General features: G+C 63.3%; 24 protein-coding genes. 7 read left to right on the forward strand and 17 right to left on the reverse strand.

From position 1 onward, the window contains the following. Positions 1 to 950: 950 nt before the first annotated feature. Positions 951 to 2,303: a sodium/glutamate symporter gene (locus HMPREF3171_RS09265; RefSeq protein WP_070484711.1), complete on the reverse strand. Its 1,353-nt coding sequence runs from the start codon at positions 2,301 to 2,303 to the stop codon at positions 951 to 953. A 69-nt stretch (positions 2,304 to 2,372) separates the two neighbouring features. Here HMPREF3171_RS09265 and HMPREF3171_RS09270 point away from each other — a divergent pair, with 69 nt between their 5' ends. Then, positions 2,373 to 3,440: a ferredoxin reductase domain-containing protein gene (locus HMPREF3171_RS09270; protein ID WP_070484712.1), complete on the forward strand. Its 1,068-nt coding sequence runs from the start codon at positions 2,373 to 2,375 to the stop codon at positions 3,438 to 3,440. Here the strand turns inward: HMPREF3171_RS09270 and HMPREF3171_RS09275 are convergent. Next, positions 3,427 to 4,257, reverse strand: a complete 831-nt coding sequence (locus HMPREF3171_RS09275; protein ID WP_070484715.1) for a carbon-nitrogen hydrolase family protein — start codon at positions 4,255 to 4,257, stop codon at positions 3,427 to 3,429. The genes HMPREF3171_RS09270 and HMPREF3171_RS09275 overlap by 14 nt on opposite strands. Positions 4,258 to 4,348: 91 nt before the next feature. Here HMPREF3171_RS09275 and HMPREF3171_RS09280 point away from each other — a divergent pair, with 91 nt between their 5' ends. The 3 genes from HMPREF3171_RS09280 to HMPREF3171_RS09290 are packed head-to-tail and all read left to right on the forward strand — an operon-like array spanning position 4,349 to position 7,570. Continuing rightward, the gene (locus tag HMPREF3171_RS09280; RefSeq protein WP_070452523.1) at positions 4,349 to 4,597 is read left to right on the forward strand and encodes a hypothetical protein; all 249 of its coding nucleotides are present in this window, start codon (positions 4,349 to 4,351) and stop codon (positions 4,595 to 4,597) included. Beyond that, positions 4,594 to 5,745: an alpha/beta hydrolase gene (locus HMPREF3171_RS09285; protein WP_070484717.1), complete on the forward strand. Its 1,152-nt coding sequence runs from the start codon at positions 4,594 to 4,596 to the stop codon at positions 5,743 to 5,745. Before HMPREF3171_RS09280 ends, HMPREF3171_RS09285 begins: the two co-directional genes overlap by 4 nt. 58 nt (positions 5,746 to 5,803) lie before the next feature. Beyond that, positions 5,804 to 7,570, forward strand: a complete 1,767-nt coding sequence (locus HMPREF3171_RS09290) for a pyruvate dehydrogenase (protein WP_070484718.1) — start codon at positions 5,804 to 5,806, stop codon at positions 7,568 to 7,570. Positions 7,571 to 7,655: 85 nt separating this feature from the next. Here the strand turns inward: HMPREF3171_RS09290 and HMPREF3171_RS09295 are convergent, their stop codons facing one another. The 5 genes from HMPREF3171_RS09295 to exaC all read right to left on the reverse strand — a co-directional run bounded on the left by HMPREF3171_RS09295 (position 7,656) and on the right by exaC (position 13,751). After that, positions 7,656 to 8,078 (reverse strand): heat shock protein transcriptional repressor HspR, encoded by a 423-nt coding sequence (locus HMPREF3171_RS09295; protein WP_070484720.1) that lies wholly within the window; start codon positions 8,076 to 8,078, stop codon positions 7,656 to 7,658. A 21-nt stretch (positions 8,079 to 8,099) separates the two neighbouring features. Continuing rightward, on the reverse strand, positions 8,100 to 9,284 hold the full coding sequence (gene dnaJ, locus HMPREF3171_RS09300; protein WP_070484722.1) for a molecular chaperone DnaJ: 1,185 nt from the start codon (positions 9,282 to 9,284) through the stop codon (positions 8,100 to 8,102). A gap of 144 nt (positions 9,285 to 9,428) precedes the next feature. Continuing rightward, positions 9,429 to 10,109, reverse strand: a complete 681-nt coding sequence (gene grpE / locus HMPREF3171_RS09305) for a nucleotide exchange factor GrpE (RefSeq protein ID WP_070484724.1) — start codon at positions 10,107 to 10,109, stop codon at positions 9,429 to 9,431. Positions 10,110 to 10,142: 33 nt separating this feature from the next. Beyond that, entirely contained in the window at positions 10,143 to 11,975 is a 1,833-nt protein-coding gene (gene dnaK, locus HMPREF3171_RS09310) for a molecular chaperone DnaK (RefSeq protein WP_070484726.1), read from the reverse strand. Between the two features lie 255 nt (positions 11,976 to 12,230). After that, a complete protein-coding gene (exaC, locus tag HMPREF3171_RS09315; RefSeq protein ID WP_070423281.1) occupies positions 12,231 to 13,751 on the reverse strand; it encodes an acetaldehyde dehydrogenase ExaC in 1,521 nt (506 codons plus the stop codon). Positions 13,752 to 13,905: 154 nt separating this feature from the next. On the opposite strand from exaC, the gene HMPREF3171_RS09320 reads away from it, so the two are divergent. Both HMPREF3171_RS09320 and HMPREF3171_RS09325 read left to right on the forward strand, forming a co-directional pair. Further along, the gene (locus HMPREF3171_RS09320) at positions 13,906 to 15,306 is read left to right on the forward strand and encodes an AI-2E family transporter (protein WP_083292054.1); all 1,401 of its coding nucleotides are present in this window, start codon (positions 13,906 to 13,908) and stop codon (positions 15,304 to 15,306) included. A gap of 45 nt (positions 15,307 to 15,351) precedes the next feature. Then, positions 15,352 to 15,876: a type 1 glutamine amidotransferase domain-containing protein gene (locus HMPREF3171_RS09325; protein WP_070484730.1), complete on the forward strand. Its 525-nt coding sequence runs from the start codon at positions 15,352 to 15,354 to the stop codon at positions 15,874 to 15,876. Between the two features lie 228 nt (positions 15,877 to 16,104). Here the strand turns inward: HMPREF3171_RS09325 and HMPREF3171_RS12370 are convergent, their stop codons facing one another. Genes HMPREF3171_RS12370 through HMPREF3171_RS09370 form a run of 10 tightly spaced genes read right to left on the reverse strand, consistent with a single transcriptional unit; the run spans position 16,105 to position 23,658 of the window. After that, entirely contained in the window at positions 16,105 to 16,338 is a 234-nt protein-coding gene (locus HMPREF3171_RS12370) for a hypothetical protein (RefSeq protein WP_070484732.1), read from the reverse strand. Positions 16,339 to 16,395: 57 nt separating this feature from the next. Further along, positions 16,396 to 16,527: a hypothetical protein gene (locus HMPREF3171_RS12400; protein ID WP_256388306.1), complete on the reverse strand. Its 132-nt coding sequence runs from the start codon at positions 16,525 to 16,527 to the stop codon at positions 16,396 to 16,398. Then, complete coding sequence (locus HMPREF3171_RS09335) at positions 16,511 to 17,077, reverse strand: nucleosidase (RefSeq protein WP_070484734.1); 567 nt, start codon at positions 17,075 to 17,077, stop codon at positions 16,511 to 16,513. The genes HMPREF3171_RS12400 and HMPREF3171_RS09335 overlap by 17 nt, the downstream gene beginning before the upstream one ends. 6 nt (positions 17,078 to 17,083) lie before the next feature. Continuing rightward, the gene (locus tag HMPREF3171_RS09340; protein WP_070484736.1) at positions 17,084 to 18,016 is read right to left on the reverse strand and encodes a sulfite exporter TauE/SafE family protein; all 933 of its coding nucleotides are present in this window, start codon (positions 18,014 to 18,016) and stop codon (positions 17,084 to 17,086) included. Position 18,017: 1 nt separating this feature from the next. Beyond that, positions 18,018 to 18,650, reverse strand: coding sequence for a sirohydrochlorin chelatase (locus tag HMPREF3171_RS09345; protein ID WP_070484738.1), 633 nt, complete (start codon positions 18,648 to 18,650; stop codon positions 18,018 to 18,020). Between the two features lie 5 nt (positions 18,651 to 18,655). Further along, positions 18,656 to 20,005 (reverse strand): sulfate adenylyltransferase subunit 1, encoded by a 1,350-nt coding sequence (locus tag HMPREF3171_RS09350; protein WP_070484741.1) that lies wholly within the window; start codon positions 20,003 to 20,005, stop codon positions 18,656 to 18,658. Next, positions 20,005 to 20,925 carry a sulfate adenylyltransferase subunit CysD gene (gene cysD, locus HMPREF3171_RS09355; protein ID WP_070484743.1) on the reverse strand — a complete coding sequence of 307 codons (921 nt, stop codon included), beginning with the start codon at positions 20,923 to 20,925 and terminating at the stop codon, positions 20,005 to 20,007. The genes HMPREF3171_RS09350 and cysD overlap by 1 nt, the downstream gene beginning before the upstream one ends. A 38-nt stretch (positions 20,926 to 20,963) precedes the next feature. Next, on the reverse strand, positions 20,964 to 21,740 hold the full coding sequence (locus HMPREF3171_RS09360) for a phosphoadenylyl-sulfate reductase (protein WP_070484745.1): 777 nt from the start codon (positions 21,738 to 21,740) through the stop codon (positions 20,964 to 20,966). Beyond that, positions 21,737 to 21,994: a hypothetical protein gene (locus HMPREF3171_RS09365; protein WP_070452160.1), complete on the reverse strand. Its 258-nt coding sequence runs from the start codon at positions 21,992 to 21,994 to the stop codon at positions 21,737 to 21,739. The genes HMPREF3171_RS09360 and HMPREF3171_RS09365 overlap by 4 nt, the downstream gene beginning before the upstream one ends. Then, positions 21,991 to 23,658 (reverse strand): nitrite/sulfite reductase, encoded by a 1,668-nt coding sequence (locus HMPREF3171_RS09370; RefSeq protein WP_246815361.1) that lies wholly within the window; start codon positions 23,656 to 23,658, stop codon positions 21,991 to 21,993. The genes HMPREF3171_RS09365 and HMPREF3171_RS09370 overlap by 4 nt, the downstream gene beginning before the upstream one ends. Before the next feature lie 273 nt (positions 23,659 to 23,931). Between HMPREF3171_RS09370 and HMPREF3171_RS09375 the strand changes: the two genes are divergently transcribed. Next, positions 23,932 to 24,690 (forward strand): FAD-dependent oxidoreductase (locus HMPREF3171_RS09375; RefSeq protein ID WP_168161900.1); only part of this gene is annotated, 759 nt, incomplete at its 3' end.

Raw genomic sequence — 24,690 nt, forward strand, 5'->3', positions numbered from 1 at the left:
TCGGCATCCAAAAAGGCCACATCTAACCCCCGCGACACGCCGATAGCAGACACACTTTTTGAGCCTTAACCCGCGTTTGCCTCACGGTTGTTACGGGTTAAGCGACAAAAAGAAAGCCGCTGGGCGCGACTGCACCTAGCGGACATTCTCTTAATTACCGGATTTTAACCCGTCTTGTGAGAACCAACTGTATATATAGTTTTGTGCAGAAGCAAACTACATATTCGATTACGCGTGCTCTTTCTGACCCTCGCTTCAAAACTTACATACAGGCAGCCGGGGGCTCAGAAAAACAAGCACTTCTGCTCTACCTTTGGAATATCGAGATGGCGGGAGCTGTCGCTGCGACCACAGGTATGGTCGAAGTACAACTCAGAAACAGCATCAATTCACGCCTTCAAACTTGGAATGCATCCCAACCGGTTAATGATCCAAACCGTACTTGTGCGTACACAAGGGACTGGCTAAAGGATCCTGCACCTCGACTTCGCCAGATTATTTCGCCACCACGCAAAAGGCCACTTTGGCAAAAAGCGGAACCAGCCCTACGAGACGAACTTGGCAATTGTGCAAAGCCGAATCCTTCTCATGACGACCTTGTCGCGGCTTTGCCTTTCGGTTCATGGCTTTTCATCTTGCCTCAACCCCAGGTTTCTTCTCCTCAAAATCCCCGGATGCGGATTTGGGACGAGACTCTCAAGCATGCATTTACTGCTCGGAACGCTTCCGAATTCCAGAGCGCTAATCCCGCTGTCATTTACCAGTGGGCAAATGCAGTACGGCACGCACGAAATCGTGCAAGCCATCTAGAACCGCTGCTTGACCCTGGGCAATTGATCCGTGTTCATCGAATATCCGCACGCCTTATGCATTCAATGAACCCCGCTGCCGCATCCTGGCTAGCGGGGCAGCAATACATCCATTCAGTGCTTAAAAGGAAACCCGTGTAGCTACTCCCTTGCCGGGGAGGCGCTGCGGTCGTCGTTACGCACAGGCACCCACTTGAGCGCGTAGGCGAGCACGACCACGCCCACAGCGATGGCGAAGGACACCCAGCCGAAACCGGTGGTGAAGCCGGCGATGACGGCAATCGGCGCGAGGATGGTCATGCCGATTTCGAAAGGGGCGAAGCCGACGTAGGCCACGCCGTACTCGTTGAGGGTGCCGGACTTGAGTTTCGGGTCGACCATCTTGAGCAGCGCGATGCCGGTGGCCACGGCGGCGGTGGCCCAGCCCCAGCCGAACAGGCCACGCTCGAGCCAGTTTTCGCCAAAGAAGGTCGGGCCGGCCCACAGCATCCAGACCACGCAGAACACGGTACCCAGGACGAACATGACAACCAGTGCCTGCCAGTAGCCGGCGAGTGCGGCGGGGACGATAGACGCGATGCCGAAGGCGATCATGTAGTCGGTGGCAGCGCCGGAGATGGAGTTGATGGTGGAGCCGTCGAGGTAGTTCGGGCGCCCGGCGAGTCGCAAGGCAAGACGGCCGACCAGACCGACCACGAACGACATGGCGAACAGCGGGATGGACACGTTTGGCCACTGCCCCTTGATCAGCGTGTTCAGCAGGTACGCGATGAGCACGGTGAACACGATGAAGCCGGCGTGCAGTGCGAGCGGTTCGATGGACGACGGGTTGGTGGTGGCTTTGCCGATGGAGGGGCGTTCTTCCTCGTTGCGGATGTAGCCGGTGCGCAGGTCGTCGGGAAGATCGCCCGCGAGCTGGGACGCCTTGCCTTTGCGGATGCCCCAGTTGGCCATGATCACGCCGCCGACAATCGCCACGAGGGTGCCCACGGTGGCGGAGGTGAAGCCGAGAGAGGATGCGCCTTCGACTCCGATCTCCTCAAGCGCGGAGCCGACGGCCGCTGCGGTGCCGAAGCCGCCGACGAAGCCGACGGGCAGCATCATGCCGAACCACGGCTCGGTGCCGAATACGGGTGCGAAGAGGTAGATGCCAAGCAGGATGAATAGGCCCCATTGCCCCATGAACATTGCGGTGGAATAGCCCCACATGTTGCGCGCACCGGTGGCCACGGACCCGCCGAATTGCATCGAGTACGCCATCGACGCGAACACCACCGCGATGAGCAGCGTGGTGTAGGTGCCCACCTGGTCGGACCAGTTAATCAGGCCGAGGACTTCCGGCCCGAGGATGAGCCCGATAAGGCCCGCGGTGATCGGTGCAGGCAGCAGCAATGCTTGCAGTACGCGCAGTCGGTTGCGCAGGACGTTGCCGACGATGAGGAGGAGGGAGATCCATCCGATGTCGGTAAGCAGCGTGTATGGGGTGAATTCCATCGCAGCACCTTCCTTTATCCACTTATCGCATATAAAACAGTCTGTACTCTAACCCAGTACGCTGTTTTCATGGCTTTTTCGGAGTCCGTTGAGTTGTTGCGCACCCACGGATCGCGCGTGAGTGAGGTGTGGCGCGCGAGGTTCGTGGAGGCGTATCCACATGCGTCGATGATGCTTGCTCCTGGTGAGCGCATGCCGCAGATGCTTATCGACGCCACCACGTTCCTCCTCAGCCACTCCCCCACCGAAACCACCGACCGTCTGCGCGCGATCGCGCTGGACCTGCGCCGCACGGGCTTCCCCGCCGAGGAGTACCCGAACGCGATGCAGTTGCTTGGCGACGCCATCCGCACCGTCGCCGGAGAAACCGGCGCCGAGGTCGGCACCGGTGCTGGCGGTGCCGACACCGAGGACCCCACCTCGGCGCTCGTGGCAGCGGGCGAGGTCATGCGCAAGGCAGCATCCCAAGCCGACTACGCGGGCGTGCCGGCGGCCTCAGCGGCGCAGGTCACCAGCGTGGACGTTCGAGACGGGGTGCAGATCGTGCGCCTCGAGGCAGGCACGCGCATCATCTATGCCCCCGGTGAAACGCTGCCCGTGATGTCGCCGGAAGCCCCCGGTGTGTGGACCGGGCTGATCCCGGCGCTGCCGTCGAACCCATTCGGACAAATGGAGTTTCACATCGGCGCGGGCACCGATCTTGCGGTTGCGCCCGGCGCGTGGTTGACATTGGGTGTGGCGCGCGGGGGTCTGCAGGGGTTCGTCGATAAGCAAGTGCTCTTGGTGGCCGCGGGGACGGGGTTGGCTGCGGCGAAGGCGCTGGTTTTTCACTGGTTGGAATGCGAGGAGCACCCCGATGTGCACCTGGTTTCGGATGTGACGTACGACCGGGCGGCGCTGGACGCGTTGGCTGGCGCGCAGGACTGGCTGGACGTGAGTTGGGTGGTGGAGTCGCGGCTGGGTGCGTCGCTGGAGCAGGTGGTGTCGGGCCCGGGAATGTGGTGGGGTCGCGACGTGATCGTGTGCGCGGACCAGGCACGCGCGGCCGCGATCACCGACGCGTTGGAAGAAGCTGGCGCCGAGGGCGTGCAGGTCATCGCCCACGACGCGACGCCGGAGTGGTTTAGCGCATCGTAGTGTCCGCGCGGATCTGGCCGAGCGGAAGGCGTTTGCGCTGCTTGGCGGCCTCTTCGGGGTCGATGTCTACGACCAGGGTTTCGGGCCCGTAGCCGGCTTCGGCGATGCGCACGCCGGAAGGGTCGACCACGGTTGAGTGGCCCGCGCCGGTGGGACCGGACGGCTCGCCCGCTTTGGTTTCAAAATCCGGGCGCGACTGGCCAGCGGCCGCGATGAACACCCCGGCGTCGAGGGCGCGCGCGGCGGTTAAGATGCGCCACTGCTCCACCTTGCCGGGCCCGTCGGCCCAGCTTGTGGGTACGACAATGACTTGGGCGCCGCGGTCCGCAAGGGCCTGGAACTGCTCGGGGAAGCGAATGTCGAAGCAGGTGGCCACGCCCACCGTCACGCCATCCTGCTCGAAGGTGACCAGGCGTTCGCCGGGGCGCACGGTGTCGGACTCGCGGTAGTTAAACGCGTCGTACGTGTGGATCTTGTCGTAGCCCTCATGCAGGCCATTTCCCGTGATCAGGGCGGTGTTGTAGACGCGGTTGATGGTTTTCTCGCCGCGCTGCACGGTATCGGCGGGCCGGAACATGCCAGCCACGATGGTCACGCCGAGCTCGCCTGCCAGGTCGCGCATGTTGGTGGCAAACGTGCCGTCGAGGTCCTCCGCCTGTGTGTCCAGTCTGCCCTGCTCAAAGGCCTGACTGGCACCCTCTGGCAGCACGATCAGGCTCGCACCTTGGGCGGCGGCGTCGCGCACCAGCGGAGCAAGGTGGGCAAAGTTGTCCATTGTGTCACTGCCTGTGACCGTTTGCACCAACGCGATCTTCATGTGGATAACTTTAGGTGGAGTTCGGGGCAGTTATCCACAGATTTTTCTTCGCCCCTTGTGGTTGTGTGCTGGTGCGCAGAGGATTCGGCCCATGACTCTTGAAATCTCAACACGCACCGCACCCGTTGCCCGCGGCCTCACCCGAACGTTCACACCGTTACCGTTTGCGCAGGTGGGGGTGTCGCGGACGGCGGAAGCGTTGTCGTCGATACGCAATAGCACGCACATGCTTATCGACGACACCACCGCCCACCTCAACACCCACCTCAATTCCATCGCGCGCTTTGCCCGCGCGGTGGAGGGCGTGGACGCCGACCTGGAAGCGAGGCTTGCGCCATGAGTGTTGCCACGTACCGTCCGGCGCTGGACGCGGCGGAACTCTCGGCGGCAGCGGCCGCGTTGCGCCTCGCCTCTGATGCCGCCCGGGAGCGCGCCGAGCATGTGCCAACCTCACGCGAGGCGTTAGCGTCCACCGGGTTTCGGGGTGTGGCGGCGGATGCGGCGTACGCGCGGTTAGATGCGTTCGGGTCTGTGTTTGCGCGCGGTGCCGACGACTTGGCCACGGCGGCGTCGTTGGTCGCCGCTGCGGCGGGGCTGCAACGGCAGTTGGACGAGGCCGCCATGTTTGCCACCCGCTACCTGCACTCGCGCACCGTGTTGTGGCTCAACGCGATGTCGATGGCGCTGGACCTGGAACTCGCACGGTCCTTGTTGCGCCTTGGCGGGCACGAGCAGGACTACGACCCGCTGTTCGCCCACCCGGATGAGTCGTTTCAGGACCTGCACGCGCGTCATGTGCCGACCTTGCCCGCCGCGACTCGTGCCGCCGTGGAGGCCGCCGGCGGGACCGTTCTCGAGGCCGGACCTGCTTCGACCACTGTTGTCGTCGGTGACGTTGTGGAACCGGCGCGGGTGATCACCATGGTGGCCGGCGCGACCACGGGCGCGCCCGCGAAGTTGGAGGGTGAGTTGGCAAAGGCGTCGCGGTTGGCGCAGCAGACCGGTGCTGCGGTGGTGGTGTGGCAGGGTTATGCACCGCCACGCTCGGTGCCGCGGGCGGTCTCTCCCCTGCGCGCGTCTGCTGGTGCGGATGATCTGGCGATGTTCCAGGCGGCGCTTGAGGAGCGCTTCCCGGACGCACAGAAGACCGTCGTCTCCCACAGTTACGGCACGCTGCTGGCCACCACGGCGGCGCGCGACCATGGACTTATAGCGGATGACTTATGGGTCCTCGGCAGCGCCGGCGTCGCAGGCCAGCACGTTTCCGAGCTCACACTTGCGGATGAGCACGCCACCGTTCACGTCGTCGATTCACCCCAGGACCCCATCCTGTTGCTGCGCTCTGGGCCGTCGGCGGTGCTCGGCGCGTCGCCGTCGTATGTAGGGTGGGGCGCACAGCGCGTGGAGGGCGTGCGCGGCGGGCACTCCGACTACTTCACAGACCCGGCCTTTGTGTCTGCTTTGCAACAGCGCGCAAGCACAACTTAAGAAATGGCGTTACCATGGCGAACGTTTAAAGAAACTACCTTTAGGAGTCTGATAAACCATGGCAAACTTTGCAGAGCAAGTAGTCGAGCGCCTTGAGGCCCTCGGCATTAAACGCATTTACGGTCTGGTGGGCGACTCGCTCAACCCGCTTTCGGACGCGGTGCGCGAAAGCGACATCGAGTGGGTCCACGTCCGCAACGAGGAAGCCGCAGCGTTTGCTGCCGGTGCAGACTCGCTAGCCACCGACGAACTCGCCGTCTGCGGCGCGTCCTGCGGCCCGGGCAACACCCACTTCGTCCAGGGTCTGTTCGAGTCCCACCGCAACGGCGCGAAGGTACTCGCCATTGCATCGCATATCCCGACGGCCGAGATCGGTTCCTCCTTCTTCCAGGAGACCCACCCGGAGATGTTGTTCCAGGAGTGCTCCTCCTACTGCGAGGTTGTCCACACCGCCGACCAGGGCATGCGCGTGCTGCACAACGCTCTGCAGAACACGCTCGCCGGCAACGGCGTGTCCGTGATGGTCGTGCCTGGCGACGTCTTCGCCGCCGACACCGCCGACGGCCCGCACACCGCCGACTCCGTCTACGCCACCGGCAAGGACAAGCGCGTCTACCCCGACCCATCTGAAGCCGCACGGCTTGTCGAAGCCATCAACAAGGCCGACAAGGTCACCCTGTTCTGCGGCTACGGTGCACGCGACGCCCGCGACGAAGTCTTCGCTTTGGCCGAGAAGATCAAGTCCCCGATCGGCCACTCCTTCCGCGGCAAGATGTACTTCGAGTACGACAACCCTTACGACGTCGGCATGTCCGGCCTCCTTGGCTACGGCGCCTGCCTCGACGCCATGGAAGAGTCCGACCTGTTCATCATGGTCGGCACCGACTTCCCGTACACCGACTGGCTGCCGGAGGAAAACGTCGCCCAGATCGACATCAACGGCACCCACATCGGCCGCCGCACCAAGGTCGACTACCCCGTCGTCGGCGACGTCAAGAGCGTCATCGAAAACATCCTCCCCCACATCGAGGAGAAGAAGGACCGCAAGTTCCTGGACAAGATGCTCAAACGCCACTACCAGCTGCTGGACCACGTGGTGAAGAGCTACACCGAGGAAGCCTTCGAGTCGAAGAAGCCGATCCACCCCGAGCTCGCTGCCTCCGTGCTGGACAAGCTTGCCGACGACGACGCCTACTTCACCGTCGACACCGGCATGTGCAACGTGTGGTCCTCGCGCTACCTCACCCCGAACGGCAAGCGCGACGAAGGCGCGTCCTTCCTCCACGGCACCATGGCAAACGCGCTGCCGATGGCCATCGGCGTCCAGGCCGCACAGCCGGACCGCCAGGTCATCTCCTGGTCTGGCGACGGCGGCCTCGGCATGCTCATGGGCGAACTGCTCACCATCAAACTGCACCAACTGCCGGTGAAGGTGATCTGCTTCAACAACTCCTCCCTCGGCATGGTCAAACTCGAGATGATGGTCGCCGGCATGCCCTACTTCGGCACCGACCACGAACAGGTCAACTTCGCCGAGATCGCCAAGGGTGTCGGCATCAAGTCCTTCCGCATCGAGGAGCCCGAGGACCTCGAGCCGATGCTCAAGGAGGCACTTGCTTACGACGGCCCCGTAGTCGTCGACATCGTCACCGACCCCGAGGCTCTCTCCCTGCCACCGGGAATCACCTGGGACATGATGAAGGGCTTTGCCAAGTCTGGCGCCCGCACCGCCTTCCTTGAAGGTGGCGTCGGCCGACTGTTCAACCTGGCCAAGTCCAACCTCCGCCACATCGGCGGTGCTGCTGCCATCGAGTTCGGCGGGTAGGTTGCGGTAGTTCGAATGCGCGATAAAGCCCGCGCTGCCCCTGTGATGGGTAGCGCGGGCTTTTCTTGTCTGTCGTTGCCGCCGACTAGGCGTCGGGGGTGAGGTTGCGGCGACGGCGTCGTCGTGAAGCAGCTGGCTCCCATGCCACGACCGCGGTGGAACGCGGCACGTGCACCAACTCGCCGCCACGACGGGAACCGTTGCGGAGTTTCTGACGCAACTCCTCGTTGTGGCCACGCTGGGCATCCAACTCGTCCTGCAGTTCCTCGATCTGCGCGGAGAGCTCAATGATCGTCTTGATGCCCGCCAGGTTCACGCCTTCCTCCTGGGAGAGGTACTGGATGCGGCGCAGCATCGAGATGTCGCGGCTGGAGTAGCGGCGACCGCCCCCCTTGGTACGCATCGGGGTGACCAGGCCGAGCCTGTCGTAGGTGCGCAGGGTCTGGGCGTGCATGCCGGTGAGCTCGGCGGCGACAGAGATGACGAAGTATTCCTTCTCTTCTGCCATGGTTACACCTCCTTTCGCCGTCTAGCGCTCGGACCAGCCGGCGCGCGGGTCGAAACCAGAATCCTTCTCGGCCTGGGCGTATGCGCGCAGCGCACTGGTCGCGGACGGGTCGAGATCCTTCGGCACCTTCACCTCAACCGTGACCAACAGGTCGCCGGCGTTGCCGGATCGCTTCGGGATACCACGGCCACGCACGCGCAAGGTGCGGCCGTTCGGGGTGCCAGCGGGGACCTTGACCTTCACCGGGTTGTCTAGGGTCGGCACCGCGATTGTGGCACCGAGGGCGACTTCCGCAAAGGAGACGGGGACTGTGACTTCGAGGTCGTCGCCGGAGCGGGTGAAGGTGTCGTCGCTACGCACATGCACCATGACGAACAAGTCGCCGGCGGGAGTGCCGTTCGGACCTGCCTCACCTTGGCCGGCGAGGCGCACCTTCTGACCATCGATGACGCCTGCGGGGATGCGGACCGTGATCGAACGGGTACGGCGAACGGTGCCGGTGCCGTTGCAGGTGGTGCACGGATCCTCAATAACATCGCCGGTGCCGTGGCAGTTCGTGCAGGGACGTGCCATGCCGAACGCGCCGGAGTTCTCCCGGATGTAGCCGGAGCCGGAGCAGACCTCGCACGTGTGCGTCTTGCCGGACTTCGAACCAGAGCCGTGGCAGGTGGTGCACGGTGCGTCGCCGGTGAGCTCGACGGGGAACGTCGTGCCCTTGGCTGCTTCGCGGAAGTCGAGGGTTATTTCCGTTTCGACGTCGGCCCCCCGCGACGGCCGAGCGTTCCTGCCAGCACCGCCGCGGCCGCCAAAGAAGCCACCGAAGATATCACCAAGGCCGCCGTCTCCAGCTTGTCCACCAGTGGCTGATCCGAAGATGTCCGAGAGGTCGAATTCCGTCTCCGTGCCGCGAAACCCGCCCGGAAAACCGGACGCTCCTCCCCGCCCGAACCGGCCAAAGCCGCCCGAGCCGATCATGGACTTCAACTGGTCGTACTCTTTGCGCTTCTGCTCGTCGCCGACCACGTCGTATGCTTCCGCAACCCGCTTGAACTTCTCCTCGGCCTTCTTGTTGCCGGGGTTCGAATCCGGGTGGTTTTCGCGTGCGAGCTTGCGGTACGCCTTCTTAATATCGGCCTGGCTTGCCGTCGACGACACACCTAAGTCGCCGTAATAATCCTTGTCGGCCCATTCCTGTTGCATGGCCATCTCGCACCCTCCTTTCGCTGTAAATCGGTGTGGAGTTGTTGTCTTCTAAATTTCGTTCACTAAATAATCTAAGTAAAAAGGCCGGGGATCAGGCCGCTTCTTGTTTGCGTGTACCCATTCCCCGGCCCTGCCACCAAGTTGTTGTTACTCGGTGGTATCGGCACTTTCGGCCGGATCGGCGATGATCACCATGGCGTTTCGCACCAGGCGGTCACCCACCGTGTAGCCCTTGCGCAGCACCGTTCCCAGAACCTTTTCATCGCCCTGGGACAGATCCTGCACGGCCTCGTGGACCTCCGGGTTGAACTCGTCACCCTCAGCACCGAACTCCTTCACTCCCTGGCCGGCGACGATGGAACGGAACTTATCCGCGAAGGCCTTCAGCGGGCCTTCTTCCAGGTCGCCGTGCTGCTGGGCGAGATCGAGATCGTCGAGAAGCGGCAGCAGCTCGGTGGCAAACTTTGCCTTCGCGGTGGTGGCAATCTCGCCACGCTCACGCTCCGTGCGCCGGCGGTAGTTGGCGTACTCGGCGCTGACACGCTGCAGGGACTCGGTGCGCTCTGCGAGCTGCAACTCGATGTCGCTGACCGTGCCGTCGCCATCGACGTCCGGGTCTACCTCGCCCTCTGCGATCTGCGCTGCGTCTTCCAAGTCTTTCAACTCAGCTTCCGCGGCAACGAGAGGGTCCTCGTCCGTGGACAGTGCCTCGGACTCGGCCGCCTCGTCGGCCAGGGCTTCCGCCTGATCCGGGGAGACGTACTGCTCGTCCGTCGCCTCCGGATTACCCGGGTTATCGGGCATCTGCTCGTTGTTCGGGTTCGTCATCAGACGTCGCCTCCTTACACGTACTGGGTTGGATTACTTGTTGTCGGCGTCGGTGTCGTCGTCCTCGACAACCTCGGCGTCCACAACGTTGTCGTCGCCAGCATCAGCCTGGGTAGCACCCTCGTTGGCCTGAGCCTCGTAGAGCGCGGTGCCCATTGCCTGGGACTCGGTGGTCAGCTTCTCCACTGCGGACTTGATGGCATCCAGGTCCTCGCCCTTGAGGGCCTCGTCGACAGCATCGGCAGCCTCGGTGACGCGGGTCTTGATGTCCTCGGAAAGCTTCTCGCCGTTCTCGTCCATGAACTTGCGGGTCTGGTACGCCATGGTCTCCGCGTTGTTGCGGGTCTCCTGCTCCTCGCGACGCTTCTTGTCCTCGTCAGCGTGAGCCTCGGCGTCCTTGATCATGCGATCGATCTCTTCATCAGACAGACCAGAGCCGTCCTGGATCTTGATCGTGTTCTCCTTGCCGGTGGCCTTATCCTTCGCGGACACGGACACGATGCCGTTGGCGTCGATGTCGAAGGTGACCTCGATCTGCGGAACACCACGCGGTGCCGGAGCGATACCTGCCAGTTCGAAGGAGCCGAGCAGCTTGTTCGCGGAAGCGATCTCGCGCTCACCCTGGAAGACTTGGATCTGCACGGACGGCTGGTTGTCCTCGGCCGTGGTGAAGGTCTCCGAACGCTTCGTCGGGATGGTGGTGTTGCGCTCGATGAGCTTGGTCATCACACCACCCTTGGTCTCAATACCGAGGGACAGCGGGGTGACGTCGAGCAGCAGCACGTCCTTGACATCGCCGCGCAGGACACCAGCCTGCAGAGCAGCACCCAGAGCCACAACCTCGTCCGGGTTCACGGACTTGTTCGGCTCCTTGCCAGTGAGCTCCTTGACCAGATCGGACACAGCCGGCATACGGGTCGAGCCACCAACCAGAACAACGTGGTCAATGTCACCGACAGACATGCCAGCATCCTTGATCACCTGGTTGAACGGGCTCTTGGTGCGATCCAGCAGGTCGGAGGTGATCTTCTGGAACTCGGTGCGGGTCAGGGTCTCGTCGAGGAACAGCGGGTTCTTCTCTGCATCAACCGTGATGTACGGCAGGTTGATGGAAGCCTGCTGTGCAGACGAAAGCTCAATCTTGGCCTTCTCCGCAGCCTCGCGCAGACGCTGCATAGCCATCTTGTCCTTGGACAGGTCAACGCCGTTCTGGGACTTGAACTTGTCCACGAGCCACTCGACTACGCGGTTATCCCAGTCGTCGCCGCCGAGCTCGTTGTCACCAGCGGTAGCCAGTACCTCAACAACGCCATCGCCGATCTCAAGCAGGGACACGTCGAAGGTGCCGCCGCCAAGGTCGAAGACCAGGATGGTCTCTTCCTTCTCAGCCTTATCCAGGCCGTAAGCCAGAGCCGCAGCGGTCGGCTCGTTCACGATACGCAGGACGTTCAGGCCTGCGATCTGGCCAGCTTCCTTGGTGGCCTGACGCTGAGCGTCCTCGAAGTAAGCCGGAACGGTAATAACAGCCTCAGTGACCTCATCACCCAGGTAAGCCTCCGCGTCGCGCTTCAGCTTCTGCAGCGTACGAGCGGAAATCTCCTGCGGGGTGTACTTCTTGCCATCAATATCTACGGTCCAGTCCTCGCCCATGTGACGCTTCACGGAGCGGATCGTGCGATCGACGTTGGTCACCGCCTGGTTCTTTGCAGACTGACCAACAAGCACCTCACCGTTCTTCGCAAAAGCGACAACCGACGGGGTGGTGCGGGAACCCTCAGCGTTAGCGATAACTACCGGCTCGCCGCCCTCAAGGACGGAAACAACCGAGTTCGTGGTGCCAAGGTCAATACCAACTGCGCGTGCCATAAAAGTAATTCCTCCTGTTGAAATGTGGTTTATCAGTAAGTTGATGCGCTTCGACTCAACTTGACGGCCACCACTATAACACCGGCGGGCACATCCTTGAGCCTGTTGCACTCAATCTATGTAACGGCACTGTACCCAAAGTTGTTCCCACTCGACGCAACTTTATTTGTTTCCGCAGGTAGAAGCACGCAAAAACACCCTCACCGACCGGGAACATAAGTGGGCGATGAGGGTGTCGTCGCTAAGCAAATGCCCTTAGAACAGGCCGGTTTCCTTCTCGGAGTAGGACCAGAGGAGGTTCTTGGTCTGCTGGTAGTGGTCGAGCATCATCAGGTGGGTTTCGCGGCCGATGCCGGACTTCTTGTAACCACCGAACGCCGCGTGAGCCGGGTAGGAGTGGTACTGGTTCACCCACACACGACCCGCTTGGATCGCGCGACCCGCCTTGTATGCGGTGGTGCCGGAGCGCGCCCAGACACCGGCGCCGAGACCGTAGATGGTGTCGTTGGCAATGCGGATGGCCTCGTCGAAGTCCTTGAACGTGGTCACGGACATCACCGGGCCGAAGATCTCCTCCTGGAAGATACGCATGTCGTTGGTGCCCTTGAACACGGTCGGCTCGATGTACATGCCGTTTTCCAGGCCCTCAATCTTGTTCACGCCGCCGCCGGTGAGCACCTCAGCGCCTTCCTGGGGCCCAAGCTCGAGGTAGGACTTAATCTTGTCCATCTGCTCGGTGGAGGCCTGCGCACCCATCATCGTTTCGGTGTCCAGCGGGTTGCCGGTCTTGATCTGCTTGACGCGCTGCACACCCAGCTCAAGGAACTCGTCGGCAATGGACTCATGCACCAGCGCACGGGACGGACAGGTGCAGACCTCCCCCTGGTTCAGAGCGAACATTGCGAAGCCCTCGATGGCCTTCTTCTTAAAGTCATCATCCTTGGCAAAGATGTCCTCGAAGAACAGTGCCGGGGACTTGCCACCAAGCTCGAGGGTGACCGGGATGATCTTGTCGGCCGCGGCCTTGTTAATGATCTTGCCCACCTCAGTCGAGCCGGTGAACGCAATCTTGGCAATGCGGTCAGAACCAGACAGTGCCGCGCCGGCCTCGTCGCCCATACCGTTGACAATGTTCAGCACACCCGCCGGAATGAGGTCGCCGATCAGATCCATCAGATACAGGATCGACGCCGGGGTCTGCTCCGCCGGCTTGAGCACGATCGCGTTACCTGCAGCCAGCGCCGGAGCAAGCTTCCAGGCCGCCATGAGCAGCGGGAAGTTCCACGGAATGATCTGTCCGACAACGCCGAGCGGCTCGTGGAAGTGGTAAGCGACGGTGTCGTCGTCAATCTGGCTCAAACGACCTTCCTGTGCACGCAGCGCGCCTGCGTAGTAGCGGAAATGGTCGATGGCCAGCGGGATATCGGCGGCGAGCGTCTCACGCACCGCCTTGCCGTTCTCCCACGTTTCCGCAACGGCGAGCTCCTCAAGGTGCTCCTCCATGCGGTCCGCGATCTTCAGCAGGACGCCGGAACGCTCCTGCGGGGACGTCTTACCCCAAGCGGGCGCAGCCTTATGCGCAGCGTCGAGCGCCAGATTGATGTCCGCTTCCTTACCGCGCGCAACCTCGCAGAACACCTCGCCGGTCACTGGGGTGATGTTTTCAAAGTATTCGCCATCTACCGGCGGAACCCAGTCGCCACCGATGTAGTTGTCGTAGCGCTTACGGAACTTGACGTTCGAGCCCTCGGTACCAGGGTTGGGATACACTGTCATCGTTGTGGCCTTTCTCGGTCGTGGAATGAATTGTGGGCCACACTACACCCAAATCCCTTTGTGGTCTAGGACAACTCCCCCTTGCGCGCACTTTTCGACGACCCCACGCCCCTTCCCCTTATGCATAACCCCACATCTCTGACACAATGACCACGTGAGTGAACGTAAAAAACCAAAATATGTGGGAGCCCTGGACACGGCTGTCGACCCGATCCAAACGCTGCCCACACCGGCCGACGCCGCCCAGGACCTCTCCCGCGAGCCGGTTGACCGCGGCGAGGTCATCGCCTCCGACGGCCGCACCGCCGCCGCGTGGGCACTGCGCTTCATCATCGTTGTCGCAGCCACGGCCATCCTTCTCTACCTGCTCAAATGGGTCTGGATGGGCCTTCTGCCGATTCTTCTAGCACTGATTGTGTCCACCGTCCTGTGGCCACCGGTGCGCTGGATGCGCGACCACAAAATCCCCGCATCCCTGGCCACGTTCATCACCCTAATCGGATTCTTCGGCATCATCGGCGGCATCTTCGTCGCCATGGCGCCAACCGTGAAAAGCCAAGGCAGCGAGCTCGCACGACAGGCCGAGCAGGGCGTGAACCAGATCGTCGATTGGCTGAAAGAGCGCGACCTCGAAGTCCTCGAGCCGGAGCAGATCCAGCAGACCGTCGATCAGGTCACCGCCTTTGCCAAGGGCCAGGCCTCCAACATCGCGTCGGGAGTGTTCTCGGGCCTGGGCGCGATTGCGTCGGTAGGCACCACGCTCGCACTGACGCTCGTGCTCACCTTCTTCTTCCTCAAAGACGGCGACCGCTTCTTGCCATGGGTGCGCAAGTACACCGGCGTGCGCGCTGGTTGGCACCTCACCGAAGTGTGCAGCCGCTCCTGGAACACCCTGTCTGGATTCATCCGCACCCAGGCCATCGTGTCCGGTGTTGACGCCATCTTCATCGGTCTCGGCCTACTGTTCCTCGGCGTGCCACTGTGGCCGGTGCTCGCGGTGATCACGTTCTTCGCCGGCTTCATCCCGATCGTCGGTGCGATTTCTGCAGGCGCTCTGGCGGTGATCATCGCGTTGGTGTCCAACGGGTTCATGAACGCCGTGTTCGCGCTCATCCTCATCATCGCCGTGCAGCAGCTGGAGAGCAACGTTCTCTCGCCGATCCTGCAGTCCCAGGCGATGGGCTTACACGCCGCCGTGGTCCTGCTCGCCGTCGCTGTCGGCGGTACCCTGTTCGGCATCGTCGGCGCGTTCCTCGCGGTTCCGGTTGCCGCTGTCGCCGCCGTGTGGCTGCGTTACTGGGCTGAAATGGTCTCGCTGCGCTCCGGCGAGATCACCGCCGACGAGATAGCCATGGCCACCCAACAAACTCAGACCATGGATTCCAAGGAATCCTTCCTCGCCGTGCGCGACCACATGATGCGCCTTGCCAAACGCGAAAAAGAGCCCGTGAAGGAGGGGCTTGGCTCCACGCGCGTCCCGCTTGACGACGACACCCCGTCCGACATCGACACCACCCCACCCGGTCGCCTCCCCGGCGTGAATGACGAAGACTAGGTACGGTGGTGTGCCGTAATTGGTTATCGACGAAAGGAAATACCAATGGCCGGTCTGAATAACAAGACCATCGCAATCCTCGCGACCGACGGCTTTGAAGATTCCGAACTGACCTCCCCGAAGGAGGCCGTCGAACAAGCCGGCGCAACCACCAAGGTCGTCTCCACCGAAACCGGTGAGATCGAGGGCAAGAAGGGCGCCAAGGTCGCCGTCGACGTCACCACCGCCGACGCCAAGGCTGCCGACTACGACGCCCTCATCCTCCCGGGCGGCACCCTCAACGCGGATGCCATCCGCGTTGATTCCGACGCCGTCGCCCTGGTCAAGGCGTTCAAGGACGCAGGCAAGCCGATCGGCGTGATCTGCCACGGAGGCTGGATCATGACGGATGCCGACATCTTGAAGGACGTGAAGATCACCTCCGTTGCCAACGTCAAGACCGACCTGGTCAACGCCGGTGCCGAGTGGGTCGACGAGGAAGTTGTCATCGACTCCGGCGTCATCTCGTCGCGCACCCCGGACGATCTGCCGGCCTTCAACGCCGCACTCGTCGAGGAGTTTGCAAAGTAACTTCTGCGAGGTAGCTGCTTTTAGCCCGCTGGCGCGTTTACGCCGGCGGGCTTTCTGCATGTCTGGGAGCTGTTCGGAGCGGATCGTCTAGCTCGCCTCCGATGCTGCTAGACGATTCGCCCCTAAATGAAAACCAGTTGCAACTTCACCTGGGGAAATTCAGCGCGGAATGCTTGATCGTCTAGTCCGGCAGAAGGTCTAGCTAGACGATCCGCCTGCCACGACCGATCATTCAACGCCGAGGGCCACTTTGACTAGGTGGGCAGCGAAAGCGGGCAAGGCAACACCCTCGGACCGGGCGTGCGATTCGAGCTCCTGCGCATCTTCCGGCAGTCCCACCTTCGCGGCCCCCTGCAGTGCCTTCTTGTCGAAGACCGGCGCCAACTCCGGCCACACCCCCTGCGCCTCGCGGGCGAACATGGTTGCGCAGGCGTAGCCGGCGGCGCCGAAGATGCGGATCAATTGCGAGCGCGGCGCTTCAACCAGTGCAGATGGTGAGGTCAGGCCGGCGTCGAACAGTCAGCGTGCGGCGTCGACGGCGACGGTGGCGCGTATGGGCTTCGCTTGCAGCATGCACAGGACGAGGAGCTGGAAGAGGGACGTGGGGTCGTCGTCAAGCGAAATGCCCGCGTCTTCAGCGAAGGTGCTCACGCAGGGCTTCTTCGAGCTCCACGCGGGCGCGCTCGAGGGCGGCCTCCCAAACAGCGGAGGCGCCTTCGTCGGCGGAGTCCGAAACCTGCTTGAGCAGGGTCAGCGGGACGCCAAAGGTGGAGCACACGGCAGCGAGTGCGTAGCCCTCCATGTCGACGAGTTGGCATTCCTTGGCGAGCTCGTCGCGAAGATCAGAGCGGTTCACAAACGCATCACCGGTGGCCAGTTTGGCTTTCGGCAGGTCGGTGAGGGGTTCGAAGTTGAACCAGCGCGGGTAGACGAAGTCGGTGATGTCGGAGGTGCCGCCGACTTTGAAGTCGTGCTTGACGGCATCGGAAATTTCGTAGACGCCAGACTCGAGGTCGACGAGCGCGCCGGCGGTGCCGACGTTGATGACGCGTGACGGCAGCGGACCTTCGGAGAGGCGGCGAGTCAAGGCGATTGCGGCGGGCAGGGTGCCGATGCCGGTAATGAGTACTTCGTGGTCGCCTCCGGACATGATGTCGGCGGCTTCCTCTTTCATGGCTGCGACGATGAGCAAATCAGACATAGTTGCTTATCGTATGCGGGCAGGCTGTGGCTCCACCACTGTTGCGCCTTCGCGCTCGGATGCGGCGCGGGAGTTGGCGCGGGCGCGTTGGATGCCTCGCCAGGAGAGGGCGGCTCCGATTGCAACGATAAGCAAGCGGACGACCCAGAGTCCGCTGGTCATGCCGGCATACGACAAGACGACGGGCAGGTTCAGCAGCACGATCAGGGTGCCGACGACGCCGCCGAGCGCGATGGGGTTCATACGGCTGACCATCCACGCGCCGATGGGCGCGGCGATGACGCCACCGATGAGCAGAGCCAGCACGCCCGCGAGATTTGCGACGAGGTCACGCCACATCCCAACCGCGAACCCGAGTGTTGCGGCGAGGGTGACCAGGAACTCGGCGGTGTTGACGGTGCCGACGATGCGGCGCGGCTCGGCACGCCCTGCGGTAAGCAACGTGGAGGTGGTGACGGGTCCCCAGCCTCCGCCGCCGGTGGCGTCGATGAATCCGCCGAAGAGCCCGAGGCCTGCGAGAAAGCCGCGCGAGTGAGGCTTCGCGGCGAGTTTGCGTTGGGTGAGCCCCCGGGCGAAGCGCAGCATGAGGTTCAGCCCGATTAGCGTGAGGATCAGCGACATCACCGGACGTGCCGCTTCGGTGGAAAGCCGCACGAGCACGGTTGCACCGAGAAACGCCCCGATGGCGCCGGGGATGCCGATCGCGCAGGCGGTGCGCCAGTCCACGTTGCCGAAGCGCGTGTGGGCTACGCCGGAGGCGAGTGTGGTGCCCAGCTCCGCGGTGTGGACGACGGCGGAGGCAGCGGCCGGGGTGATACCGGCGAGCGCGATGAGCATGGTGGAAGAGGTGGCGCCGAAGCCCATGCCGAGGCCGCCGTCGACAAGTTGCGCGGCAAGACCTGTGACTGCGATGAGCAGCAGTGTTTCGAGTTTGTACATGTCAGGCGCCTTTCTCGGCGGCGCGGTATCGGTTGGCGACGATCCGCGCGAGGTCTGTGGTCAGCGGCCCGGATGCCGGCAGGTGGTCTGGGATCCGGTCGAGCAGGGTTCCGTGGGTGACAAACAGTGGGAGCACATGCGTATCTGTGAAGCGCCGCTGACCACGCGTCGCCGACACCACTGCCGTTTCCACCCCGGCACGCTTGGCCACTTCGGCGGCGAGGCGGTCGTAGTTGGCGGCTTGTTCAGGGTTGGAGGTGCCGACTGGGAAGAGGGTTGCGTGGGTGGCGGTGGGGTCGTCGATACGCAAGCGACGCGCAAGGACATCCGCGATGTCGCTGCCGGTGCCGAGCGGCTCGGCGAGCACGAGGTCGCAGTGCTGGCGGGCTTCGGCGAGGTGGCGCGGCACGTCGACTTTGGCGTGGAATGCGCGGGTAAACAGCAGCGGGACCACGATCGCGCGCGACGAGGATAAGCAAGCAGCTGCCTCTGCGAGTGTGGGTGTATCGAACTCCAGGTGGGCGTCGGCCCACTCCACGCCGAGTTGCGCGGCCGCGGCTTGGGTGAGCGCGCGGATGCCTTCCTTGGCGCGGGGGTGCCGCGAGCCGTGGGAAAGGGTGATCAGCGCAGTCATGGTTGTTACCGCAGGCGCTTTCCGACGAGCCCAGCCGCCAACGTGTTCCCACTTGCCTGATCGACGAGCAGGAAGTTGCCCACCGCACCGCGGGCTGCGTACTGCTCGACGGGCAGTTCGTCGGCGGTTTGGATGGTCACGTGCGCGATGTCGTTGAGTGCGACTGCCTCGGGTGCGGTGTTGTCGCCTTCGGCGCCGTCGATGTCCAGGACGCGCTCGACGCTGGCCACGCGGGCGCGGACGAACGCAGTGCCGATGCGCAGCTTCACAGCTTGGCCTGCGCGCAGGTCCTTCTCGTTGAGGCCGACGACGGTGGCGTCGAACTCGCGTGTGTCTTCTGGTCGAGTGTGCGCGGCCAGCAGGTCGCCGCGGGTCAGGTCGATGTCGTCGGCAAGCCGCAGCGCAACGGAGTCGCCGGCATGGGCGGTGTCCACGGGACCGTCGGCGGTGTCGATGCCGGCAACGGTGGTGGTGCGGCCGTAGGGGGCGAGGATCTCGTCGCCAACCGTGATCGATCCGGCGTTGACGCGGCCCGCGTAGGCACGGTAGTCGGAGGCGTGTTCACGCAGCACGACCTGGATGTTGAAACGGAAGTCCAGGTCATCGGCGCGGCCGCGCTGCACGGGGATGCTCTCCAGCAGTTCGAGCACGGTCGGGCCGGTGTACCAGGGCGTCGCGTCGCTGCGCTCCGCGACGTTATCGCCGCGCAGCGCGGAAATCGGCACGACGTGCGGCTCCTCGATGCCGAGTTCGCCGGCCTTGGCGTCGAATTCGGCCTTGATCTCGTCGAAACGCTGCTGCGAATAATCAACGAGGTCGATCTTGTTCACCGCCAAGATCACGGTGCGCACGCCGAGGAGTTTGGCCACGGTGAGGTGGCGGATGGTTTGTTCGACGACGCCGTTGCGGGCGTCGACAAGCAGCACCACCACTTGAGACGTGGACATGCCGGTCACGGTGTTGCGCGTGTACTGCACGTGGCCTGGGGTATCGGCGAGGATGAACGTGCGCTTGTCGGTGGCGAAGTAGCGGTAGGCCACGTCGATGGTGATGCCTTGCTCACGCTCGGCGCGCAGGCCATCAACCAGCAGCGACAGGTCCAGGCCTTCGAAGCCGCGGTCGGCGGAGGTGCGCTCCACGGAGGCGAGCTGGTCGGCGAGCACCGACTTGGTGTCGTGCAGGAGGCGGCCGACGAAGGTGGACTTGCCGTCGTCGACAGAGCCGGCGGTGCACAAGCGCAGCGTCTCGCGGGCGGACAGTGCAGCGGTGGCGGTTTCGGCGGTGGCAGTTTCGGCAGCGCCGGTTTCAGGGGCGTTTTCGGAGGTAGTAGCGGGGGCGATGGTTGGGGCGGTCATCAGAAGTAGCCTTCCTTCTTGCGGTCTTCCATGGCGGATTCGCTCAGGCGGTCGTCGGCACGAGTTGCGCCGCGTTCGGTCAGAGTGGAGTTGGCGATCTCGACGAGGACCTCGTCGATCGTTTCGGCGTCGGAGTCAACGGCGCCGGTGCAGGACATGTCGCCGACGGTGCGGTAGCGCACCCGGCGCGTTTGAAGCTGTTCGCCCTCGCGAGGGCCTCCCCATTCGCCGGGGGTGAGCCACATGCCGTCGCGGCCGAACACTTCGCGGTCGTGGGCGTAGTAGATGGATGGCAGTTCGATGCCTCGCGCGCCGATGTATTCCCACACGTCGGCTTCGGTCCAGTTGGAGATTGGGAACACGCGCACGTTTTCGCCGGGCAGGGTCGCACCGTTGTAGAGGTCCCACAGTTCGGGGCGTTGGCGGCGCGGGTCCCAGCCGCCGAAGGAGTCGCGCACAGAGAAGACGCGTTCTTTTGCGCGGGCACGCTCTTCGTCGCGACGCGCCCCGCCCAGCACGGCGTTGTATCCGACCTCCGCGATGGTTTCCACCAGCGGCACGGTCTGCAGCGGATTACGGGTGCCGTCGGGGCGTTCCTGCAGGTCACCGCGATCGATCCAATCCTGCACATGCGCGACTCGCAGGCGGAGCCCATGCTTATCGACGATCGCATCCCGGAACTCAATCACCTCCAGGAAGTTATGCCCCGTATCCACGTGCAGCAGCTCAATCGGCGGCTTAGCCGGGTAGAACGCGCGGCGCGCGAGTTCCAGCACCACGCAGGAATCCTTCCCGCCGGAAAACAGCAGGCCAATCTTGTCGAACTGCCCCGCCACCTCACGGATGATGTGGATCGACTCGTTTTCTAAATCCTTCAGGTGCGGCGATAGCTGCGTTGCCGTTGCCGTTGCTTGCGTCATTGTGTTGCTCCTTGTTGTCCGGTTGTTGCGCTTCTCGGCTATTCGTGCAGACCGCACTCTGTCTTGGTGGCAAACGCCCAGCGCCCGGCGCGTGGGTCCTCCCCTTCCGCCACGGGCAGGGTGCAGGTGGCACAGCCGATGGAGGGGTAGCCCTGTCGGGTCAGCGGGTGGATGATCAGGTCGTTGTCGCGCTCGAAGGCGGCGGTGTCCTCCAAGGACCAGGTGACCAGCGGGGAGATCTTCAACCGGCCGGTCGCATCGAGGCTGAGCGCGGGCGCGTCGGCACGGGTGGGCCCGTCGGCGCGGCGCAGCCCGGTGATCCAGCCGGCGTACGGGCTCATATGCACCGCCAGCGGCTCGACCTTGCGCATGCGGCAGCACGCACCCGGGGCGCGCAGGTACAGGTTCGGCCCATACGTCTCGTCCTGCTGCGCGCGGGTCAGTTGCGCCTTCGCCCGCACCAAGCGGTGCGAGGGGTAGCGCGCCTCCACCTGGTCGGCCACCTCCAGGGTTTCCGGAAAGTGGTATTCGGTGTCCAGGAACAGAAAGTCCGCGCCGGGCAGGTGGAGCTCGGCCAGTTCGGCGAGCACTGTGTTCTCCATGGACAGGGTCACCACGAGTGGGCCCGGCGCGTACTCGTTCGCCCACTGAAGAATCTCGGAGGCGGGGGCGTTGTGGAGTTTGGCGGCCCAGTCGTCGACAAGCAATGCGTTTTGCTGCGCCACCCTGTGTGGCAGCGGCGATGTCGTTGTCGGGCCGTCGGGGCTGATGTCGGGATCGCGGAAGTCGCTGGGCTGGTTGAGCAGGTTAATCATTGGTTGCCTTTCAATGCGCCGGTGTGGCCGTGGCGTGCGAGCGAGGCCTGCAGCGCTTCTTCCGTGGATGGCGCCTTCGACGGCGCGCCTTGCGGGTCGTCCTGGCCGTGGAACTTCACCTCGAAGATGCGGAGGCATTCGCAGCACTTCCACGCGAATTCGGTCTGTTCGTTCGGCCACAGGTCCTCGCCGCCGCAGTACGGGCAGAAGGTGGGAAAGTTGCGGTTCGGGTTTGGTTCGCGGCGAAAGCTCATCGCAGGTCCTCCTCGTCGGCGCGCGCGACCCAGTCGCGGAATGTCTCAGCGCCCTCACGCTTATCGACGAAGCGCTGCACCACCCGGGCCACATACTCCGTCAACTCACTGGACAACACCTTGTGACCACGCAGCTTCCGGCCAAAGTTCGCGCCCTCGCCGATCGTGCCGCCAAGGTGTACCTGGAAGCCCTCGACCTTCTCGCCGTGGCCGTTGTCCACCATCTGGCCCTTCAAACCGATGTCGGAGACCTGGTGGCGGGCGCAGGCGTTCGGGCAACCGTTGAGCGAAATGGTGATCGGCGAGTCGAGGTCCCCGAAGCGCTCCTCCAGTTCGTCGGCCAGCTCGATGGCGCGGGACTTGGTGGTCACGTGCGCCAACTTGCAGTACTCCAGGCCAGTGCACGACAGCAGGCCGCGGCGGAACTCGCTCGGCTTGGAGTACAGGCCCATCTCCTCCAGATCCGCCTGGAGGTTTGCTGCGGTGTCCGGCGCAACCCCGAGCAGCAGGACCTCCTTGAACGGGGTGAAGCGCAGATCCGTCACGCCGTACTTCTCCGCCAGGTCAGCCAGGGCGATGAGTTGCTCGCCCGACATGTGGCCCAGCGTCGGCTTCACGCCGATGTAGAGGTTGCCGTCCTTCTGCTCGTGCACGCCGATATGGTCGCGGTCCACCAGGTTGTTCGGGGCGTGCGGACCGTCCGGGAGTTTGTAGCCCAGGTAGTCGTCCTCAAGGATCTCGCGGAACTTCTCCACACCCCACTCGGCCACGAGGAACTTCAGACGGGCACGGTTGCGCAGGCGACGGTAGCCGTAGTCGCGGAAGATGCGCACCACGTTCGCCCACACGTCCGGGACCTGCTCGAGGGTGACAAAGGCGCCGAGGGACTGTGCCAGCATCGGGTTCGTCGACAAGCCTCCGCCCACATAGCACTCGAAGCCGGGGCCGAGCTCGGGGTGCTCGACACCAATGAAGGCAAGATCGTTGATCTCGTGGACCACGTCCTGGCGCGCATTGCCGGAAATGGCGGACTTGAACTTGCGCGGCAGGTTTTGGAACTCGTCTGCGGTAACGATCTCCTGGATCTGCCTAATCGCGGGAGTGGCGTCGATGATCTCGTCCTTGGCAATACCTGCCACCGGCGAGCCCAGGATTACGCGCGGCACATCCCCGCAGGCATCCCAGGTGTTCAGGCCGTTAGCCTCGAGCTTCTCCCAAATCGCCGGGACGTCCTCGATGCGCACCCAGTGGAACTGGATGTTCTGCCGGTCCGTCAGGTCCACCGTGGAGCGGGCGTAATCGCGGGACAACTCTCCGACGGCGCGGGCCTGCGCGGTGGAGCAAATGCCGCCGTCGAAACGGATGCGCATCATGAAGTACTTGTCCTCAAGCACCTTGTTGTCCTCGCCGGTGAACTCACCGCCCAGGTTCTGTTTGCGCTGGGTGTACAGGCCGAGCCACTTAAAACGCGGGTAGAGATCCTCGCGGTCAATCGAGTCGAAGCCGCCCTTGGAGTACGTGTCGATCACTCGCTGCTTCACGTCGAGGACCGGGGATGCCTGCTTGATTTCTTCATCGTGGTTGAGCGGCGCGGTGCCGTCGATAAGCCACTGCCCCTGCGGCTTCTTTGCGCGCGGTTTCGCGGTTTTCGTTGGTGCGGTCACGAGCCCTCCAAAAAGTAGACCGATCGGTTCGGCGATGCTGTTCATTTCGGTGTTGATGGGCAAGCATGCCGTACCGGCCTGTCTAGCACAACCAAAACGCCGAAACTGCCGGTTAAGCGCGTGAGTGTAATGCATTGAATGTTTGTTTACGAGCCCGCTTTAAGCACCTCTAAGGACACGAATGTAAATCGCCGAAACTTTAAGACCGCTCTGTCTATGCGCTATAGTGTCGGTCATCGAAAAAATCCCCCTTTTGCGAAAGGACCATCACCTATGAGCTTGCGCGTCGCCGTCATCGGCGCCGGCCCCGCCGGCATTTACGCCTCTGACCTGCTCATCCGCAACGAAGAGCACGATATTCACGTCGATCTTTTTGAGCAGATGCCAGCCCCGTTCGGCCTCATCCGCTACGGTGTTGCGCCCGACCACCCACGCATCAAGGGCATTGTGAAATCCCTGCACAACGTGCTGGACAAAGACAACCTGCGCCTTATCGCCAACGTGACCGTCGGCCGCGACATCACCATCGATGAGCTGCGCGACTACTACGACGCCGTCGTCCTCTCCACCGGCGCTGTACGCGACCGTGAACTGCTCATCCCGGGCGGCGATAAGTCCATCGGCGCTGGCGAGTTCGTCGGTTTCTACGACGGCAACCCGCGCTTCGAGCGCGATTGGAACCTCGAGGCCAAGGAAGTCGCCGTTATCGGCGTGGGCAACGTGGCCCTGGATATCTCCCGCGTGCTGGCCAAGACCGCCGACGAGCTCGCCGTCACCGAGATCCCGGACAACGTCTACGAGTCCCTGAAGAAGAACCAGGCCGAGACGGTCCACATGTTCGGCCGCCGCGGCCCCGCCCAGGCGAAGTTCACCCCGAAGGAACTGCGCGAACTCGACGAGTCCGACACCATCCAGGTGCTCGTCGACCCGGAGGACATCGACTACGACCAGCTCTCCGAAGAGGTCCGTCGCGCCGACAAATCCATCGACCTCAACTGCCAAGTGCTTGAGCAGTACGCCATGCGCGAGCCG

This window comes from Corynebacterium sp. HMSC08F01 (assembly GCF_001807545.1).
GTDB lineage: Bacteria > Actinomycetota > Actinomycetes > Mycobacteriales > Mycobacteriaceae > Corynebacterium > Corynebacterium coyleae.

What these genes read in the sequence shown, in the direction of transcription:
- dnaK (WP_070484726.1), bottom strand. Translation starts at nt 11,975, where the DNA reads ATGGCACGCGCAGTTGGTATTGACCTTGGCACCACGAACTCGGTTGTT.
- HMPREF3171_RS09325 (WP_070484730.1), top strand. Translation starts at nt 15,352, where the DNA reads ATGGCCGGTCTGAATAACAAGACCATCGCAATCCTCGCGACCGACGGC.
- HMPREF3171_RS09275 (WP_070484715.1), bottom strand. Translation starts at nt 4,257, where the DNA reads ATGAAGATCGCGTTGGTGCAAACGGTCACAGGCAGTGACACAATGGAC.
- HMPREF3171_RS09350 (WP_070484741.1), bottom strand. Translation starts at nt 20,005, where the DNA reads ATGACCGCCCCAACCATCGCCCCCGCTACTACCTCCGAAAACGCCCCT.
- grpE (WP_070484724.1), bottom strand. Translation starts at nt 10,109, where the DNA reads ATGACGAACCCGAACAACGAGCAGATGCCCGATAACCCGGGTAATCCG.
- HMPREF3171_RS09335 (WP_070484734.1), bottom strand. Translation starts at nt 17,077, where the DNA reads ATGTCTGATTTGCTCATCGTCGCAGCCATGAAAGAGGAAGCCGCCGAC.
- HMPREF3171_RS09360 (WP_070484745.1), bottom strand. Translation starts at nt 21,740, where the DNA reads ATGATTAACCTGCTCAACCAGCCCAGCGACTTCCGCGATCCCGACATC.
- HMPREF3171_RS09280 (WP_070452523.1), top strand. Translation starts at nt 4,349, where the DNA reads ATGACTCTTGAAATCTCAACACGCACCGCACCCGTTGCCCGCGGCCTC.
- HMPREF3171_RS09295 (WP_070484720.1), bottom strand. Translation starts at nt 8,078, where the DNA reads ATGGCAGAAGAGAAGGAATACTTCGTCATCTCTGTCGCCGCCGAGCTC.
- cysD (WP_070484743.1), bottom strand. Translation starts at nt 20,925, where the DNA reads ATGACGCAAGCAACGGCAACGGCAACGCAGCTATCGCCGCACCTGAAG.
- HMPREF3171_RS09265 (WP_070484711.1), bottom strand. Translation starts at nt 2,303, where the DNA reads ATGGAATTCACCCCATACACGCTGCTTACCGACATCGGATGGATCTCC.
- dnaJ (WP_070484722.1), bottom strand. Translation starts at nt 9,284, where the DNA reads ATGGCCATGCAACAGGAATGGGCCGACAAGGATTATTACGGCGACTTA.
- HMPREF3171_RS09340 (WP_070484736.1), bottom strand. Translation starts at nt 18,016, where the DNA reads ATGTACAAACTCGAAACACTGCTGCTCATCGCAGTCACAGGTCTTGCC.
- exaC (WP_070423281.1), bottom strand. Translation starts at nt 13,751, where the DNA reads ATGACAGTGTATCCCAACCCTGGTACCGAGGGCTCGAACGTCAAGTTC.
- HMPREF3171_RS09345 (WP_070484738.1), bottom strand. Translation starts at nt 18,650, where the DNA reads ATGACTGCGCTGATCACCCTTTCCCACGGCTCGCGGCACCCCCGCGCC.
- HMPREF3171_RS09365 (WP_070452160.1), bottom strand. Translation starts at nt 21,994, where the DNA reads ATGAGCTTTCGCCGCGAACCAAACCCGAACCGCAACTTTCCCACCTTC.
- HMPREF3171_RS09270 (WP_070484712.1), top strand. Translation starts at nt 2,373, where the DNA reads ATGGCTTTTTCGGAGTCCGTTGAGTTGTTGCGCACCCACGGATCGCGC.
- HMPREF3171_RS09290 (WP_070484718.1), top strand. Translation starts at nt 5,804, where the DNA reads ATGGCAAACTTTGCAGAGCAAGTAGTCGAGCGCCTTGAGGCCCTCGGC.
- HMPREF3171_RS09285 (WP_070484717.1), top strand. Translation starts at nt 4,594, where the DNA reads ATGAGTGTTGCCACGTACCGTCCGGCGCTGGACGCGGCGGAACTCTCG.